Here is a 17,462-nt window from a genome sequence, read left to right on the forward strand (position 1 = left end):
AGGGCAACGGGATTTGGCTTTTCGCAACGCTCTTGGATCTCCATCCTTTATCTGTAAATGAGAATCGGTTACATTGTCGGGACTTGTCTCAGGTTGTCCTGTCATGACCGCCATCGATCCCGGCGCGCACTCCCACGTTGAATCCCTGTACGGACGCCATCACCAATGGCTGCAAGGCTGGCTGCTGCGAAAGATTGGCAATGCCTGCGATGCGGCCGACCTGGCGCAGGACGTGTTCGTACGCGTGCTGCACCGGAAAGTGGCCGACATCCGCGAACCGCGCACCTATCTCGGCACCATCGCCAACGGGCTGGTGATCGATTTCTGGCGGCGGCGCGAACTGGAACAGGCATGGCTGGAAACACTGGCGCATCTGCCCGAGGCCCACGCGCCATCTCCCGAGAGCCGGCTGCATTTCCTTCAGACCCTGATGGAAATCGATCGCATGCTCGACACGCTGAAGCCGCGTGTCCGCACTGCCTTCCTGCTTGCACAACTGGATGGGCTGACTTGCCCGCAGATCGCCGAGCACATCGGCATGTCGTTGGCCACCGTCGAGCGCTACATCGGCCAGGCATTGCGCCGATGCTACGAACTGCGGTTCGGCACCGAGTAGATGCCGGCTTCGCAGGCAGACCTTTCTTCGGAGATCGTCGATCAGGCCATCCAGTGGGCTGTGCGACTACTCTTCAATGATCCGAGCGATGACACGCGGCAGCGCTTCCTGGCATGGGAAGGCGCGGACCCTCGGCACAAGCTGGCATGGCAGCGCGTGCAGTCACTGCGCGAAGATTTCCCGCGCATTCCCGCACCGCTCGCGCTGGAGACGCTGCAGACCGCCGATGCCATCCGTGGCCGCCGACAGACCGGGCGCCGACAGGCGCTCAAGGTGCTGGCACTCGGTGGCGTATCGGTACTGGGGCTGTCCACCGGCTACCACTACACGCCATGGCAACGCTGGCTGGCGGAAACCAGCACCGGCGTGGGCGAGCAGCGTACGTTGACGCTGGATGACGGCACGGTCATCGTGCTCAACACGGACACCGCAATCGATATCCGCTTCGATGCCGAACGGCGGGACGTCCTGCTCCGTCGCGGCGAGATCCTCGTCACCACCGGCCACGACGCCACGCGACCCTTCCGCGTCCGCACAGCGTTCGGCACGATGCGCGCGCTTGGTACACGCTTCACCGTAAGACTCGATGAGGACGTGGCGCGCGTGAGCGTGCAGGAAGGCGCCGTGGCATTGCATGACGGCACCGCTGCGACGGCCGTTGCCCAGACAGGTACGACCTGGGACATGTCGCAGGTCACCAGCACGGAACGCCCCGCCTCCGCCATATCGCCCGATAGCTGGGCCAACGGCCAACTCTCCGGCAGCAACATGCGCCTGGCGGACGTACTGGCCGAACTGGCGCGATACCGGCATGGCCGCATCGATTGCGATCCCTCGGTGGCAGACCTGACGGTGTCAGGCGCCTACCGCATCGACGACACGGACCGGACTTTGCGCTTCCTGGAGAAGGCGCTGCCGATCAAGGTGTCTTATTTCACGGGGTATTGGGTGAAGGTGGGGAGGGGGTGATGGCCGTCCGCATGGACCAACGCCTGTCGCCATGCGCTCCCCTCTCCCATGAAGTGGGAGAGGGGTGGGGGAGAGGGCAGGAGGTTCTGCTTGCCGACCACGTCGCAATTTTCATCGCTGGCCCTCTCCCCCTGTAGTGGTCCAATAAACCTGGACACCTCAAAAGGTAGACTTCGAGTCAACTGGAGAGGTGAAAAAATGGCACGCAAGGGCTTTACGGAAGAGTTCAAGGCTGACGCCGTGAATCTGGTACTGGAGCAAGGCTATTCGGTTACGCAGGCGGCCAAGGCGCTCGGCGTGGGTGAGACGGCGCTGAGACGCTGGCTTGGCGACCGGCAGCCGAAGGCAGCGCCGGTGGTTGTTGGACCGACGAACATGTCGCCAGACCAAGCGCGTATCCGCGAGCTGGAGAAGCAAGTGGCACGACTCGAACGGGAGCGTGACATCCTAAAAAAGTCCACGACCTTCTTCGTCAAGGAACTCGATCGCAATACGAAGTGATCGAGCAGGCGGAGAAGGTCTGGCCGGTGGCGGTCGTGTGCAAGGCGCTTGGCGCGCCGCGCAGTAGCTACTATGCGTGGAAGGCTCGGCGAGCCAGGCCCAACATGCAGAGCGAGGCGCTCGTGGATAAAGTCAGGCAGATACACGAGGAATGCGGTCAAAGCTATGGGACGCGCCGCATGTCTAAAGAGCTTCGCCGCGCGGGGCACAAGGTGGGGCGGCATCGGGCCAGGAGCTTGATGCAGCAAGCGCAGGTGGCGGTGCAGCGCAAACGGCACCACTACTACTCGAAAGGCGGCAAATCCTCGGCAATCGCGCCGAATCGGCTGAACCGGCAGTTCATGGTGTCGCTACCCAATCGGGTGTGGGCGGGCGATATCACGTTCGTGTGGACGCAGCAGGGATGGATGTACTTCGCTGTGGTGATCGATCTGTTCTCGCGTCGAGTGGTCGGCTGGGCCTTCTCGGCGTGCGCCGACACCAGCCTGGTCACACGGGCACTGAACGTAGCCCTCGGCAACCGAAGGCCAACGGATGGATTGCTGTTCCATTCGGATCAGGGCAGTCAGTACTCAAGCCTGTCGTTCCAGGCCAAACTGCAGAAAGAAGGCATTACGCCAAGCATGAGCCGGGCGGGGAATTGCTGGGATAACGCGGTGGTGGAGCGATTCTTCTGTGCACTCAAGGGCGAGCGCATCAGGGACCGTGCCTACCGCAATCACGCGGAGGCGAAGGCGGACATCACGGACTACGCGTTGTTCTTCTATAACCATCGCAGGCTTCACTCGGCGACGCAAGACATGCCGCCGGCCGAGTACGAGGCTTTAAAGAGTAGGTCTGCCTGAAAAAGTGTCCAAGATTACTTGACCACTACACCCAACCCCTCTCCCGCACGCGGGAGAGGGGAGCAAACAGGCAGGAAGCTCCAGCGTCGTTACAAATTTATTCGCTATGAATTGAGGGGATTGGCTTGGCTGTCCGGCTTGGTAGGTAGGAACACCCTTCAACCTGCCTGGACTCCGAACCATGTCGCAACCGCAATTCCGCCGTCAGCTTTCCCGTTTTCCTTCCTCATGTCGCTTTCCCCTGAAGCCTGTCACCGCCGCCGTGTATCAGGCGATGCTCTGCCTTGCCGTTGGCTCGGGAGCGGTGTCCTTCGATGCCTACGCGCAGACCACGGAAGCCACGCTGCCTACGGTCACAGTGAGCGCCGCAGTGCCCAATGAAGCCAGCGAGTTGCCCGCACCCTATGCCGGTGGCCAGACCGCACGCGGTGGCCGTCTCGGCATGCTGGGAAATCGCGGCAACATGGATACGCCGTTTTCCACAAGCAGCTATACCGCGCAGCGTATCGAGGACCAGCAGGCTGTGACGTTGGCCGATGTCCTGAATGCGGACCCGTCGATTCGATTCACCGGCCAGACCGGTGGCGTGACCGATTCGTTCATGATTCGCGGCTTCCCGATCAACGAGGGCAATCTGTCGGAAATCGCCTTCGACGGCGTGTACGGTGTCTCGCCGAACTATCACCTGTTCCCCGAATACATCGAACGTGTGGAAGTGCTCAAGGGTCCGGCTGCGTTGCTCTATGGCATGTCGCCGAATAGCGGCGTGGGTGGCGTGGTGAACGTGGTGCCCAAGCGTGCCGGCGATGTCGATCTGAACCGCTTCACGCTCGACTATGGTTCGGACGCACAGGTGGGCGGTGGTGTCGATCTGAGCCGTCGATGGGGCAAGGACAAGGAGTGGGGCGTGCGATTCAACGGCCTGCATCGGCAGGGCGGCACGGCGCTGGATAACCAGAAGTCGCGCAGTGAAGTGGCTGCCGTGGGGCTCGACTATCGTGGCGAACGCCTGCGAGCTTCGCTGGATCTGATCGAGCAGTATCAATGGATCGATGCACCGACGCGGCCGTTCCTCGTGGCGTCCGGCATCAAGGTTCCTGCGGCGCCGGACGGGCGGCGCAATGTCACCCAGCCGTGGACCTGGTGGAAATCCAACGATGTCTCCACGCTGCTGCGTGTCGAGTATGACGTGGCCGACAACGTGACTGTCTATGCCGATGCCGGCGGCACGCGCTCGGACGTCTCCCGTCTCTCGGATCAGACCCCGACCATCCTCAACGCCGCTGGCGATACGTCTGCAGCGGTGCAGAACTGGCGCTTCCAGATCAACCGGATGTCGTTCGATACCGGTGTGCGTGCGAAGTTCGATACGGGTCCGGTCAGGCATTCGTTCGCCGTGCAAGGCAATTTCTATTCAGACCGTATCGCCAATGCGAACGTGGCGGGCACGCCGGTCCAGTCGAACATCTACAACCCGGTGGTACGCCCGGCGCAGTCCATTGCGCCGCCGAAGTATGTGCCGAAGGTGTCGGACTCCACGCTGTCCGGCGTGGCGCTGGTGGATACGCTGAGCGCGCTCGACGACCGCGTCGCGCTGACGCTCGGCCTGCGCTATCAGCAGGTAGAGTCGAGCAACTACAACACGGCGACGGGCGCGAAATCCGCCAGCTACGATGAAAGCGCCGTGACGCCGCTGGCCGGCATCGTCTTCAAGCCGTGGCGTAATGTGTCGTTCTATGCGAACTACGTGGAAGGGCTGAGCAAGGGCGATATCGCACCGGCCACGGCGTCGAATGCCGGGCAGGTGTTCGCGCCGTACAAGACCAAGCAGCAGGAGGTGGGCGTCAAGGTGGATTCTGGCTCGCTGCTGGCAACCCTGTCCGCGTTCCGCATGACCAAGCCCAGCGGCCAGTTGTACGGCACCGTCTATGCGATCGACAGCGAGCAGCGCAATCAGGGTCTGGAGTTGACCGTGGCCGGTGAAGTGGTGCGCCGCGTTCGCCTGCTCGGTGGTGTGACGTGGATCGACGGCAAGCTGACGCAGACCAATAGCCCGACAACGCAGGGCAATCGTCCGGTCGGCGTGCCAAACGTCATGGCGAACCTCGGTGCCGAATGGGATCTGCCGTGGCTGCAAGGGCTGACGCTGACCAGCGGGATGAACTACACGGGCCGCGTCAACGTCAACCAGGCCAATACTCAGCAGGTGGCATCGTGGACGACGTTCGATTTCGGTGCGCGATACCGGACGAAGGTGGCGGGCAAGGCCACCACGTTCCGCGCCACGGTTATCAACGCCTTCGACAAGAACTACTGGGGCGGCGTGGCGTCGTACAGCACCATCTCGCAAGGCGCACCGCGTACGTTCCTGGGTTCGGTCACGGTGGACTTCTGATGCAAGGTCCATGTCGATGAGCTATCGCGCGGTCTTCGGCGCGATCGTTGCCACGATGCTCGTTGCCGTGGGCACGCCGGCATGCGCGGCTGCGGAATCCGTGCGCGACGGTGCAGCGGAGGTGCGTTTGTACGCGATACCGCCGGGGCCGCTCGACAAAGTGCTGATCCAGTTTGCGTCGGCTTCGAAGATCGATCTGGTCTTCGAGGCTGACGCGCTGCCCAAGCGCCAGAGTGCCGGGCTGGCCGGGCGCTTCGGCGTGCTCGAAGGCATACGCAAGCTGCTGGAGGGCACGGATCTCGACGTGGCCGATCTGCGCGACGGCGGTTATGCAATCCGCAGGACGTCTGCTGCGTCGACCAATGGCGTGGACGCACCGCTGACGCTCCCTACCGTGACGGTGTTTGGCCGGCGCACGCCCGTGCGGGTTGTTGAAGGAGGCGAGGCTGGTCTGGGACTGCTGGGCAATGTCGATGCATTCGACGCGCCCGTCAGCACGCGAAGCTTCGATGCACGTGCCATCCAGGACCTCCTGGCGTACAGCGTTGCGGATGTGGTCGAGACTGATGCGTCGGTGCGCTCGGTCAGCAAACCAGGCGGCATTCTCGACGCCTTCACGATTCGCGGATTTCCCTATAGCAACGGGAATTTCGGGGAGATCGCGTTCGATGGGGTCTACGGCATCGCATCGAACTATCGCGTGGCCACAGGCTATGTCGAGCGCATCGAACTGATCAAGGGGCCGACCACGCTGCTGTACGGCATGTCGCCGGGCGGTGCCATCGGCGGCGCCATCAACATCGTGCCGAAGCGCGCGGAAGAAGATCGTACCGAAGTCGGCGTGGACTACGGCTCGGTCAATCAATTCGGCACCTCGGTCGATGTCAGCAAGCGGTTCGGCGACGATCGGGAAATCGGGGTGCGTGTGAATGGCGGGTATCGGTTGGGAGACACCGCGCTCGACAATCAGCATCGCAGTGCAGGTTCGGGAGCGCTGGCGCTCGACTATCGCGGCAGCCGCCTGAAAGCGAGTCTCGATGTGATCGGCCAGCACGAAACAATCTCGGCGCCGTTCCGGCTGGTGCATATCGTGCCCGGTATCGCAGTGCCGGCCGCGCCCGACGGACATCGCAATATCTCCCAGCCTTGGGAGACCTCGCGCATCAACGATGGCTCGGTGCTCGCCCGCGTGACCTACGACGTGGACGATCGCTTCCAGCTCTATGCCTATGCGGGCGGTGGCCGCACGCGCGTGGCCCGTGTGTTCCCTATCACGCCGACCATCCTCAACGAGACCGGCGATGTGTCGGTCTTCGATACGAATTACCGGTTCGAGGTGGATCGATCCAGCGCGGAGGCCGGTGGACGCTGGAACTTCGACACCGGCCCGCTGAATCATCGGCTCGCGCTCGCGCTGAGCGGCTACCGGGATCAGCTCAACCGGGGGCTGGTGAATTCATCGATCACCTCGCTCACCAACCTCTATGCGCCGGTTGCCTTGCCGCAGCAATTCATTCCCGAACCGGCCAGCGTGCCCAAGGTGTCCTCGACGTTCCTCACCGGCATCTCGCTGGCTGACACCATAGCCATGCTGGATGGCGCGTTGCAGTTCACGGCCGGTTTGCGCTACCAGCGGATACGGTCCGACAACTTCAATCCGGATGGCGGCACCATCGCCCAGTACGACAAGGGCGCCGTCTCGCCAATGTTCGGTATTGTGTTTCGGCCGAGCCAGTCGGTGTCGCTCTATGCCAACCGCGTCGAGGGCCTGAGCAAAGGCGAAGTGGCGCCGACGAGTGCCTCGAATGCAGGAGAGGTGCTTGCCCCGTATCGCACGACGCAATACGAAATTGGCTTGCGGTTTGCGCGGCAGCAATTGGCGGCCAGCTTGAGTGCATTCCAGATCAGCCGTGTAAGCGGCGTGATGTCGGGCACGCGCTACGGTGCCGATGGAGAGCAGCGCAATCGCGGACTGGAGTTCGCGGTGCGCGAAGAGTTGCTGCCCGGTGTGCGTCTTAGTGCCAGTGCCATGTGGGTGGATGCCGCGATTACCGAAAGCCCGGCATTGAGCGGGAAGCGCCCCATCGGCGTGCCGTCATGGCAAGCCAACGTTGGCGTGGAACTGGATGCGCCACCCGTTCCGGGACTGACCTTCACGACGTTCCTGACCTACAGCGGATCGCAGTATGTGGATGCGTCCAATACGCAGCGCATCCCGTCGTGGACGCGATGGGATCTCGGCCTGAGATATCGGCTGGAAGGCGGGCGTTATCCCACTACGCTGCGCCTTGCCGTGCGCAATGTCCTGAACCGGCGTGGATGGGTGGCCGTGGATGCGTATGGCGGGTTGGCGCAGGCTGATCCGAGGACGGTGTTGGCTTCGGTGACGGTGGGGTTTTGAGGTGGGTATTCAAACACCGCTGGTTTGCTCCCCTCTCCCATGTCATGGGAGAGGGGAGCAAACCGAGAGATGACGTCGAACGTCTTCTGGCGGAGCGCCGCGCGCAGCGGTCAAATGTCCAAAGTGTCCATACACGACATTTGTACCGTGCCGTTCAATTGCCCCCCACCAACGTCCGCGCTTCCACCACCTTGTCGCGATACGCTTCGAAGATCCGGCGCAGCGCCTGTTCCATGTTCAGTTCAGGCTTCCAGCCCAGTTCCTCGATGGGGTTGTCGATCTTCGGCACGCGGTGCTGCACGTCCTGGTATCCCTTGCCGTAGAACTCGCCCGACGAGGTCTCCACAATCTTCGTCTGCTGCGCGTACTCGGCGTATTCCGGATACTCGGCAGCCATCGACAGCATCATCTCGGCCAGTTCGCGCACGGAGTGGATATTGGCCGGGTTGCCGATGTTGAAGATCTTGCCGCTGGCCACGCCGTTCTTGTTCTCGATGATCTGCATCAGCGCCGAGATGCCGTCCGAGATATCGGCGAAGGCACGCTTCTGCGCACCGCCATCGACGAGCTTGATCGGCTCGCCGCGCACGATGTGACCCAGGAACTGGGTGACCACGCGCGAGGAGCCTTCCTTCGATTCGAAGATCGAGTCCAGCCCGGCACCAATCCAGTTGAACGGACGGAACAGCGTGTAGTTCAGGCCCTGCTCCATGCCATAGGCGTGAATCACGCGGTCCATCAGTTGCTTGGAGCAGGCGTAGATCCAGCGCGGCTTGTTGATCGGGCCGTAGACCAGCGACGAGGCTTCGGGGTCGAATTCGTCGTCGGTGCACATGCCGTAGACCTCGGAGGTCGAGGGGAAGACCAGATGCTTGCCGTACTTCACGGCGCTGCGCACGATGGGCAGGTTGGCCTCGAAGTCCAGCTCGAACACACGCAGCGGGTTACGCACGTAGGTGGCCGGGGTGGCGATGGCCACGAGCGGCAGGATGACATCGCACTTGCGGATGTTGTACTCGACCCACTCCTTGTTGATGGTGATGTCGCCCTCGGAGAAATGCATGCGGGGGTGGTTCACCAGATCGCCAAGGCGGTCGGAGGCCATGTCCATGCCGTAGACCTCCCACGAGGTGGTTTCGAGGATGCGGCGCGTCAGATGGTGGCCGATGAAGCCATTGACGCCGAGGATCAGGACTCGCTTTTGCTGCATAAGAAATTCGAAAAAATGGAGTGAACAAAAAAGAATTCAGCGGGAGGGGAGCGGTACGGGCCTGTTGCTCACGACCACCCGGCGCCAGTCGCGGTCCACGACGTAGAAGCGCAAGGCTGGCGAGAGTTCCAGGTAGGTCTGGGGCGACATCACGGCGAGCGCCGGAGCCTTGCCGGCCCAGTCCTTCGCAAACGTGGCAATGTCAGGCACTGCACGTTGCGGTTCCATCTCGGCGCCGAAAGTCAGCTCGTCCGCCGAGCCCACCATGGTGAGCGGATGCCCGACGTAGAACGGCAATGTATGGTCCAGCATTTCCAGGGCATAGAGCTTCATGCCGGGTGTCAGGATCTGCTTGACCTGGGGCGCAAGGCTGGCGCCGGAGGCCGGCCCGCCTACGGTCTCATGACCCAGCAGCGCCACGGTGAAGCCAACGTACATGCCGAGCGCATACACCGCCACGCTGCGCAGCACGCCACGATGGAGCAAGAGGAACGAGACGGCGATGGACAACAGCATCAGCACAAATGCCAGCGCGGCCCAGATCGCATAGGCGCGCCAGAACATGTTGGGCGTGTGGTTGGCGTTGAGCGTGGCCACCACGGGGCTGGCCAGCAGGCCACAACTGGTCAGCACGGCCATGCCCATCAACTGCTTGCGCCATGCGCGGGCGTCGATCTTGTCGAGCGCCACGCCCGCCAGGATGCCCAGTGCCGGAAACACGGGCACGATATAGCCGGGCAGCTTGGAATGCGACAGGCTGAAGAACGTGAAGATCGCGATGGCCCAGACCCCGGCCATCAGGGCCGGGCGGAACGTTGTCCGGCGATGCGCGGCGGGCAGGCGGATGGCGGCACAGATGCGCGGAAACAGGCCGATCCATGGCAGGAATCCACCAAGAATCAGGGGTACGAAGTACACGATCGGTCCGCCCCGCGCATGCAGGTTGGAGGTGTAGCGCTGCCAGTGCTCGTGGATGAAAAAGAAGTGCAGGAACTCGGGATTGCGGGTGGAAACCAGATAGAACCACGGTGCACTGATCGCCATCATGAGCGCGGCACCGGGCAGCAGGTACAGGCGTCGCCACAGGTTCCAGTCGCGCGTGATGCAGGTATAGACCACAAGGACCAGGCCCGGCAGTGCGATACCGACAAGACCCTTGGTCAGGATCGCCACCCCCATCGCCGCCCAGCTCGCCAGCATCCATGTCCTGCGTTGGGACGCGGTGTTATCGGGGTGTTGGGCGATCAGCATGCAGGCCAGGATGCATGACATGACGCCGGCCAGGGTCATGTCGAGCGTATTGAAGTGCGCCGCCACGCTCCACATGGGCGCGGCCAGCAGCGCCAGGCCCGCAAACGCTGCGGCACGCGGGCCGAACCAGCGCCAGGTGGCAAGCATCGTCATGACAATGCCCAGCAGCCCGGCCAGTGCCACGGTCAGACGCGCCTGCCATTCGCCGATGCCGAACAGCGCGTAGGCGACCGCCGTTGCCCACATATGGAAGGGCGGCTTCTCGAAGTACTTGAGTGCGTTGTAGCGGATGGTCACCCAGTCGCCGGTGGTGAGCATCTCGCGCGAAATCTCTGCGTAGCGGCCTTCGTCCGGACCCACCAGATGGCGCAACCCCAGCGTGCCAAACCAGAGTACGAGCGCCACGCCGACAAACACCGCAATCCACATCAGATAGGCGTTGCCCGTTGCGAGCGGCCGATAACGGGGCAACGGTACGTCATGCGAAATAAGCGGGGGGCGCTGGGCCTCTCGTTGCAGCATCGATGAGTGTCAGGAAACGGTGATGTCGATCGCGACGGACCCGTGAGAACACAGGCCGGCACGTTTTTCCCGAGACTATCGAATGGACCTTAATCGAACATTAAGCTGTGTGGTTTCCAACACCAAAGCATCAGACCGTGACAGGAACGGCGCGCTTGCGTGCTCCCTGTACGGCGCCAGGCGCGTCGGCGCGGCATAGTAGTTAAGCTAGAATCGCGAGGAATGATTCTTATTTGTAAGTTCGAGGGGTATGGACGCGCGTCCCAGCATTCTGATCGTCGACGATCACATCAATATTCGTGACCCATTGGCCACATACTTCCGCCGCTTCGAGTTCGAAGTCGAGACCGTGGGCGACGGCAAGGCCATGCGGCAACGGCTGGAGGAACGTTCTTTCAGCCTGATCGTGCTGGACATCATGCTTCCCGGCGAAGACGGCCTGTCGTTGTGCCGCTTTGTGTCCGAGCGTGTGGGCACGCCAGTCATTCTGCTGACGGCGGTGGCCGAACAGGCCGATCGCATCGCAGGCCTGGAAATCGGCGCGTCCGACTATGTGGTGAAGCCTTTTGATCCGCGCGAACTGGTGGCCCGGATTCGCAGTGTGCTCCGGCGCAATCGACCCGCGGAACATCGCGATATGGCGCTTCCTCCTGCGCAGCCCGAGTATCGATTCAGCTTTGGCGGATGGACGTTTGATACGCGATCCCGCGAACTCCGGAACCCCTCCGACACCGATGTGCCGATCAGCACCGCCGAATTCCATCTGCTCCGCGCGCTGGTGGAGAACGCCAATCGTGTGCTGAGTCGCAGCCAGTTGCTGAATCTCACGCAGCGGTCCGATACCGCCACATTCGATCGCAGCATCGACAGTCAGGTCAGCCGCCTGCGCAAGAAATTGGAGCCGGACCCCCGGCGTCCGGAAATGCTGAAGACGGTGCGCGGCGACGGCTACCTGCTGACGAGCCGGGTGCTGGCCGAGCCGGTATGAAGTGGCTGCCGCGCAGTTTGTCGGGGCAACTGATTGCGCTGTGGCTCCTCGCGCTCGTTGCCGCGCACGTGATTGCCGTGGTGGCGCTGACGTGGTGGCGCGCGGACAACGCGACCATCCATCCGCTATCGATTCGCACCATCGAAACACGCGTGCTGTCGGCCTATCGGGTAGCCGAGCGCTCTGCCGACGCCGAGGCCGTGCTCAAGGACATCAGCCTGCCCGATACCACGTTCACGCTGGCCATCCATCCCTTGGCCGGCTTTCCGGAGACTGGCGAACAGGAAGCGGCGATAGCCAAGCGACTGCGCACGTTGCTGGGGATATCGAACGATGTGCCGGTGTATGTGCGGCTGGAGCGGGTGGGGCCGGGCGCGCTGGAAGGCGGGCGTCCCGCGCACCGGAACGGGCTCGACCATGCGTTTCGGAGCGATCACGCATGGGGACTCGACATCGACGTCAGGCTGCCGAATGGCCAATGGCTGTTGAGCCGCAGTCTGCCGACGATGTTGCCTGCGCACTGGTCGCGCGTATTGAGTTTCTCGTTGCTCGTGGGCATGTTGCCCACCGCGCTGATCGCGCTGCTGTTTGGCCGTCGCATCATGCGTCCGCTCAGGAATCTGACGGAAGCATCGAAGCGCGTGAGTCGTGGCGAACAGGTCATCCTGCCCGCGCCTGACGGACTCAGCGGCATCCGCGAGATTACGCAGGCATTCAACGACATGCAGGCCAGTCTCACGCGCTTCGTGAACGGCCGCACGCAGATGGTGGCGGCCATTGGCCACGATCTGCGCACCCCGCTGACGTCTTTGCGCATTCGCGCGGAGTTCATCGATGATGAGCCGCTGCGCGATGCCATGGTGCAGACGCTGGACGAGATGAGCATCATGGTCGAGGAAATCCTGGGCTTTGCGCGTGACGATGCCCTGCGCGAGCCGACGCAAGACGTGTGCTTCGAGGAACTGGTCCGAGAGGTAGTCGATCAGCAGACCATTCAGGGACGATCAGTGAGCTTCAAGAGCGAACTGGCCTCTGACGTGTTGTATCGCTGCCGCCCTGTGCATCTGAAGCGTGGACTGGGCAACATCATCGACAATGCGACGCGCTTTGGCGAAGTTCGCGTCAAGGTCCGGTCCGATGCTGTACCGGGAGCGTTGCGCATCGAGGTGGATGACAGCGGGCCGGGTATCGATCCCGAACATCTGGAACAGGTCTTCGAGCCCTTTGCGCGGCTCGATGCGGCCCGCAGCACCGAGACCGGCGGTCTTGGCCTGGGCCTGGCCATTGCACGCTCGTGCATTCGCGCGCACGGTGGCGATGTCACGCTGCATAACCGGGAACCAGGCGGCTTGCGTGCCGTGATCGAGCTACCTGCCTAGGCGGCGATTGTGGCGAAACGTGGTAGTCGATCCGGCGTTGCCACATTTCGCCACAATTCAACAAATCCCAGCAACACCAAATAGTAATCATTCGCATTTTGACGGGTATGCCCGCTGTCTGGCGGCGTCGATTTGCAGTGATGACCTCTTTTGACGGGGAGGGTGATTGCTCCAGCGAAGGCTCGGCTGCACGTCAAGACCGAATGTCCTTCCTCTGGAGTTTTCCGTGCAGCAAAGAAAAATAGCCAATGCCATCCGCCTGCTGGTCTCGGGCGCGTCCGCCGGTCTCGTCCTGTTCCCGCTCGCCGTCCATGCCCAGTCCGCCACCGAATCGGTATCCGGCGCGGCCAGCGGCAACGTGCTGCCGCAGGTCACGGTCACCGGTCGTGGCATTGAAAACACGAACGATGCATCGCTCGGCATTTCGCGGCTGCCGGAAACGGTCAAGGAAACGCCCAAGACCATCAACGTGGTGCCGAGGGAAGTCATCGAGCAGCAGCACGCCACGTCGCTGGAGCAGATCCTCAAGAACGTGCCGGGCATCACGATCTCCACCGGCGAAGGCAACGGCGGCCAGAACGGCGACCAGTTCCGGATTCGCGGCCTCTCGGCCAAGGGCGATATCTACGTGGATGGCCTGCGCGATTTTGGCGCGTACAAGCGCGATGCGTTCAATACGGAAAGCGTCGAAGTCATCAAGGGGCCGTCGGGCGAGAGCTTCGGCGTGGGTAACGTGGGTGGCCTGATCAACCAGACCACCAAGAAAGCCAACCTCAACACCAGCACCAGCATCGATCAGGGCATCGGCTCCGATGCCACCTATCGCACGACGCTGGACAGCAACTTCAAGCTAAACGACACCTCGGCCCTGCGCATCAACGGCATGTTCCAGAACGGACGCGTGGCCGATCGCAACAACGTGGACGATGACCGCCGCGGCGTCGCCATCGACTTCGGTACGGGCCTGGGCACCAGCACGGAATGGCACCTGAACTATTCGTACCTGCATCGCAGTGGCGCGCCTGATTTCGGCGTGCCGCTGGCCGCGGGGTCCGATGGCATCCTGCGTCCGCTCACGCAATACGGCGTGCCGGGTATCTCGTCGTCCACCTCGTACGTGCGCAACACCGACCGCGATACCACCGATGCGCACATCGTCTCGTCGAACTTCTCGACCAGGCTCGACAACGGCATCACCATCAGCAACGACACGCGCTTCAGCTTCTACGAGCGCGATTTCTCGTCAACCAATCCGGCCTCGCTGACGTACGCCAACCTGCAGACGCTGCTGTCGGGACGCAACGTCGCGCTGCCGTATGGCGCGGGCGGAGGCACCACCTACCTGCAGCGCGGCTGGGGTGTGCAGAACGTGTTGAGCGCCAAGGGCGAGTTCATGACCGGCAGCATCCGCCACAAGGCGATGGTCGGTCTCGACACGATCTACCAGCGAGATCATCGTGACCAGGGTAGCTGGACGGGCCGCAACAACAACCAGACCGTGGTCAACCCGGTGTTCTACAACAGCCCGAATGCGACGGTTGCCTACAACAACACGCGCGACGCCAACGCCACCAACGTGGGCGTGTTCATGAGCGACCGCGTTTACTTCAACGACCAGATCTCGCTGCTGGGCAGCTTGCGCTGGGACTACTTCCGCAGCGAATACGCCACCAGCGCATCGACGCTGGGCGGCAGCGCAGACTCGAAGAAGCTGAGCCCGGCCATCAGCGCCATCTGGGAGCCGACCAAGGACTACATGTTCTACACGTCGTTCTCGCGCACGTATCGTCCGGTGGGCACCGACATCGCCGTGGCAGTGGGCGGCGTGGGTTCCGAAGTGCCGCAGAACGGCTTCAGCAACGAGCCGGAACGCGCGGACACCATCGAAGTGGGCGCCAAGCTGGACTTCCTCGACAAGCGGCTCGGCCTGACCGGTGCGCTGTTCCAGACCAAGAAGAGCAATGCGTACACGGTGGACCCGGCCACCGGCGACATCACCAATGGCTTCTCCGATTCTGGCGAAGGCCGGCGTATTCGTGGCGTCGAGCTTGGCCTGAGTGGCCGTATCGTCGGTGGCTGGACGGCTAGCGTGGCGTATGCCTATCTGAACGGCGAAGTCACGTCGGCCTCCACGGCGACTACCGTCGGCAACACGGCGCCGGGCGTGTCGAAGCACAACATCACGCTGTGGACGGCGTATGACATTCCGCACTCGCTGCTGCCGGTGCCTGGCCAACTGACGATCGGCGGTGGACTGCAGTACGCCACGGGCTACTGGGCGGATTCGGCGAACACCGCCAAGATGCCGGACAACTTCTCGCTCGACGCAATGATCGCGTACAGGCAGGGCAAGTACCGTATCTCGCTCAATGGCTACAACCTGACGAACCATCTGAACTATCAGTCGTCGTTTGGTGCCGTGCGTGCGGTTCCGACTTCACGTCGGACGGTGCTGCTGAACGTTGGCATGACGTTCTGATCACGGGCAACTGCGTGGCGATTGTCGGGCTTTGCGCAGACGCAAGGCCCGGGGGGGCGGAGCCGCTACCATACGGAGTCCGCGCCCCTCCACCTGCTTACCTCCGAACGCATCATGCTCGTACAGATTCCAGATGTCCTGACGCCCGAACAGATCCGCTATTGCAGGGAACGGCTCGAAAGCTCGCCATGGGTGGACGGGCGCGTCACGGCGGGCGATCTCGCTGCCAAATCCAAACACAATCTCCAGTTGCCGGTGGACAGCGCCGAGGCACGCGAACTCGGGGAACTGATCCTTACCGTGCTGGGCGGGAATTCCACCTATCACTCTGCGGCATTGCCGCTGCGCGTGTTGCCGCCGATGTTCAATCGCTACGACACCGCGATGACGTTCGGCAGTCACGTGGACAACGCGATCCGCACCGTGCCGGGCTCGGGCGGCATGCGTATCCGTGCCGATGTATCGAGCACGCTGTTTCTCTCCGATCCCGATGAATACGAGGGTGGCGAACTGGTCATCAAGGATCTCTATGGCTCGCACACCGTCAAGCTGCCGGCGGGGCACATGGTGGTCTATCCTTCGTCCTCGCTGCATGAGGTCACGCCCGTGACCAAGGGCGCGCGATGGGCATCGTTCTTCTGGGCGCAGTCCATGGTCAAGGACGATGGGCAGCGCAGCATGCTCTACGAACTGGATCTCGCGATCATCGATATTCGCCAGCGGCTCGGCGATGACCAGGCATCCGTGCTGGCATTGGTCAACCACTATCACAACCTGCTGCGTCGCTGGGCCGAACTGTGAGCAGCATGCACATTCCCCCTGACACCGTTTCGCTGGACGACTACGAACGTCGCTTCCACGAACGCGTGGACGCGCCGATACGAGCCTACATCTCGGGCGCCGCCGCCGATGGCGTGACGCAGCGCGACAACCGCGCCGCGTTCGACCGGGTCAAGCTGATGCCGTGTGCGTTGGCCGATTTCTCCAATGCTTCCGCACGATCGATTCTGCTGGGTGAAGTCCTCGAATCGCCCATCCTGATTGCACCCACCGCGTATCACAAGCTGGTGTACCCGGCGGGCGAGTTGGCAACCGCGCAGGCCGCATCGCTGACGCGCACGTGGATGACGGTCAGTACGCAGGCCAGCACGCCGCTTGAGGAAGTGGCGCGCATCGGCAGTGCACCCGTCTGGTTCCAGCTCTATTTCCAGCCGCGATGGGAAGACACGCTGACACTGGTGAGACGGGCGGAAAACGCGGGATACAAGGCGCTGGTCCTGACCATCGACGCCACGATCAGCGGCGTGCGCAATATCGAACAACGCGCGGGCTTCCGGTTGCCGCCCGATGTCCGCCCCGTCAATCTCGATGGCATGGCGCCGATGCCGACATTCGATGCGCGCAACGGCAGTCCGGTCTTCAAGGGGTTGCTCGACAACGCGCCCACGTGGGCCACCCTGCAGGCGCTGTGCCGTGAAACCCGCTTGCCCGTGGTGGTGAAGGGCCTGCTCAATCCGCTGGATGTGCCGCGCGCCATCGAGGCTGGTGCGGCAGGCATCATCGTGTCGAATCATGGAGGCCGCACGCTCGATACCGTACCGGCGACGCTGGATTGCCTGCCGGGTGTGGTGGCGGCGGTCAACGGCGCAGTGCCTGTACTGCTCGATGGCGGTGTCCGACGCGGGACCGATGTGTTCAAGGCCATCGCGCTCGGCGCCTCCGCCGTTATGATCGGTCAGCCCGTGTTGCATGCACTGGCCGTGGGTGGCATGCCGGGCGTAGCCCACATGCTGACGTTGCTGCAAACCGAATTCGAAATCGCCATGGCCCTGATGGGTTGCGCGACGCTCGATACCATCGATCGGTCGAAGGTCATCACGGCGCTGTAGGTCCTGCCATATGTCGA

At 62.7% G+C, this 17,462-nt stretch carries 12 protein-coding genes; 10 read left to right on the top strand and 2 right to left on the bottom strand.

Annotated elements, in window-relative coordinates:
• Nucleotides 1-103 precede the first annotated feature (103 nt).
• The 5 genes from GA566_RS18420 (at nucleotide 104) to GA566_RS18440 (ending at nucleotide 7,727) form a co-directional block, all read left to right on the top strand.
• The gene (locus GA566_RS18420; protein WP_160473626.1) at nucleotides 104-616 is read left to right on the top strand and encodes a sigma-70 family RNA polymerase sigma factor; all 513 of its coding nucleotides are present in this window, start codon (nucleotides 104-106) and stop codon (nucleotides 614-616) included.
• Nucleotides 617-1,585, top strand: a complete 969-nt coding sequence (locus GA566_RS18425; protein WP_160473627.1) for a FecR domain-containing protein — start codon at nucleotides 617-619, stop codon at nucleotides 1,583-1,585.
• Nucleotides 1,586-1,783: 198 nt separating this feature from the next.
• Nucleotides 1,784-2,931, top strand: a protein-coding gene (locus GA566_RS18430) for an IS3 family transposase (protein WP_202126831.1) whose coding sequence is annotated in 2 segments (ribosomal slippage) — nucleotides 1,784-2,042 and nucleotides 2,042-2,931 — 1,149 coding nt in all. Because the reading frame shifts where the segments join, the coding sequence is not laid out codon by codon here.
• A 181-nt stretch (nucleotides 2,932-3,112) separates the two neighbouring features.
• Nucleotides 3,113-5,326, top strand: a complete 2,214-nt coding sequence (locus GA566_RS18435; RefSeq protein ID WP_370459324.1) for a TonB-dependent receptor — start codon at nucleotides 3,113-3,115, stop codon at nucleotides 5,324-5,326.
• Between the two features lie 10 nt (nucleotides 5,327-5,336).
• The gene (locus GA566_RS18440) at nucleotides 5,337-7,727 is read left to right on the top strand and encodes a TonB-dependent receptor (protein ID WP_160473628.1); all 2,391 of its coding nucleotides are present in this window, start codon (nucleotides 5,337-5,339) and stop codon (nucleotides 7,725-7,727) included.
• 154 nt (nucleotides 7,728-7,881) lie between these two features.
• On the opposite strand, the gene GA566_RS18445 is transcribed toward GA566_RS18440, so the two are convergent.
• Complete coding sequence (locus tag GA566_RS18445; protein WP_160473629.1) at nucleotides 7,882-8,937, bottom strand: bifunctional UDP-4-keto-pentose/UDP-xylose synthase; 1,056 nt, start codon at nucleotides 8,935-8,937, stop codon at nucleotides 7,882-7,884.
• A 36-nt stretch (nucleotides 8,938-8,973) separates the two neighbouring features.
• Nucleotides 8,974-10,710, bottom strand: coding sequence for a glycosyltransferase family 39 protein (locus GA566_RS18450; protein ID WP_202126832.1), 1,737 nt, complete (start codon nucleotides 10,708-10,710; stop codon nucleotides 8,974-8,976).
• Nucleotides 10,711-10,960: 250 nt separating this feature from the next.
• On the opposite strand from GA566_RS18450, the gene GA566_RS18455 reads away from it, so the two are divergent.
• The 5 genes from GA566_RS18455 to GA566_RS18475 all read left to right on the top strand — a co-directional run bounded on the left by GA566_RS18455 (nucleotide 10,961) and on the right by GA566_RS18475 (nucleotide 17,445).
• On the top strand, nucleotides 10,961-11,698 hold the full coding sequence (locus tag GA566_RS18455) for a response regulator (RefSeq protein WP_137923476.1): 738 nt from the start codon (nucleotides 10,961-10,963) through the stop codon (nucleotides 11,696-11,698).
• The gene (locus GA566_RS18460) at nucleotides 11,695-13,077 is read left to right on the top strand and encodes an ATP-binding protein (RefSeq protein WP_160473630.1); all 1,383 of its coding nucleotides are present in this window, start codon (nucleotides 11,695-11,697) and stop codon (nucleotides 13,075-13,077) included. The genes GA566_RS18455 and GA566_RS18460 overlap by 4 nt, the downstream gene beginning before the upstream one ends.
• Before the next feature lie 226 nt (nucleotides 13,078-13,303).
• Nucleotides 13,304-15,556: a TonB-dependent siderophore receptor gene (locus GA566_RS18465; RefSeq protein ID WP_160473631.1), complete on the top strand. Its 2,253-nt coding sequence runs from the start codon at nucleotides 13,304-13,306 to the stop codon at nucleotides 15,554-15,556.
• 114 nt (nucleotides 15,557-15,670) lie between these two features.
• Nucleotides 15,671-16,357, top strand: coding sequence for a Fe2+-dependent dioxygenase (locus tag GA566_RS18470; RefSeq protein ID WP_160473632.1), 687 nt, complete (start codon nucleotides 15,671-15,673; stop codon nucleotides 16,355-16,357).
• A 5-nt stretch (nucleotides 16,358-16,362) separates the two neighbouring features.
• Nucleotides 16,363-17,445, top strand: a complete 1,083-nt coding sequence (locus GA566_RS18475) for an alpha-hydroxy acid oxidase (protein ID WP_160473633.1) — start codon at nucleotides 16,363-16,365, stop codon at nucleotides 17,443-17,445.
• Nucleotides 17,446-17,462: the final 17 nt, after the last annotated feature.

Source organism: Cupriavidus sp. SW-Y-13 (assembly GCF_009793345.1).
In the GTDB taxonomy this organism is placed as follows: domain Bacteria; phylum Pseudomonadota; class Gammaproteobacteria; order Burkholderiales; family Burkholderiaceae; genus Cupriavidus.

Excerpts from the sequence above, each read along its gene's own strand:
- GA566_RS18420 (WP_160473626.1), top strand. The coding sequence starts at position 104 with ATGACCGCCATCGATCCCGGCGCGCACTCCCACGTTGAATCCCTGTAC.
- GA566_RS18425 (WP_160473627.1), top strand. The coding sequence starts at position 617 with ATGCCGGCTTCGCAGGCAGACCTTTCTTCGGAGATCGTCGATCAGGCC.
- GA566_RS18435 (WP_370459324.1), top strand. The coding sequence starts at position 3,113 with ATGTCGCAACCGCAATTCCGCCGTCAGCTTTCCCGTTTTCCTTCCTCA.
- GA566_RS18440 (WP_160473628.1), top strand. The coding sequence starts at position 5,337 with ATGTCGATGAGCTATCGCGCGGTCTTCGGCGCGATCGTTGCCACGATG.
- GA566_RS18445 (WP_160473629.1), bottom strand. The coding sequence starts at position 8,937 with ATGCAGCAAAAGCGAGTCCTGATCCTCGGCGTCAATGGCTTCATCGGC.
- GA566_RS18450 (WP_202126832.1), bottom strand. The coding sequence starts at position 10,710 with ATGCTGCAACGAGAGGCCCAGCGCCCCCCGCTTATTTCGCATGACGTA.
- GA566_RS18455 (WP_137923476.1), top strand. The coding sequence starts at position 10,961 with ATGGACGCGCGTCCCAGCATTCTGATCGTCGACGATCACATCAATATT.
- GA566_RS18460 (WP_160473630.1), top strand. The coding sequence starts at position 11,695 with ATGAAGTGGCTGCCGCGCAGTTTGTCGGGGCAACTGATTGCGCTGTGG.
- GA566_RS18470 (WP_160473632.1), top strand. The coding sequence starts at position 15,671 with ATGCTCGTACAGATTCCAGATGTCCTGACGCCCGAACAGATCCGCTAT.
- GA566_RS18475 (WP_160473633.1), top strand. The coding sequence starts at position 16,363 with ATGCACATTCCCCCTGACACCGTTTCGCTGGACGACTACGAACGTCGC.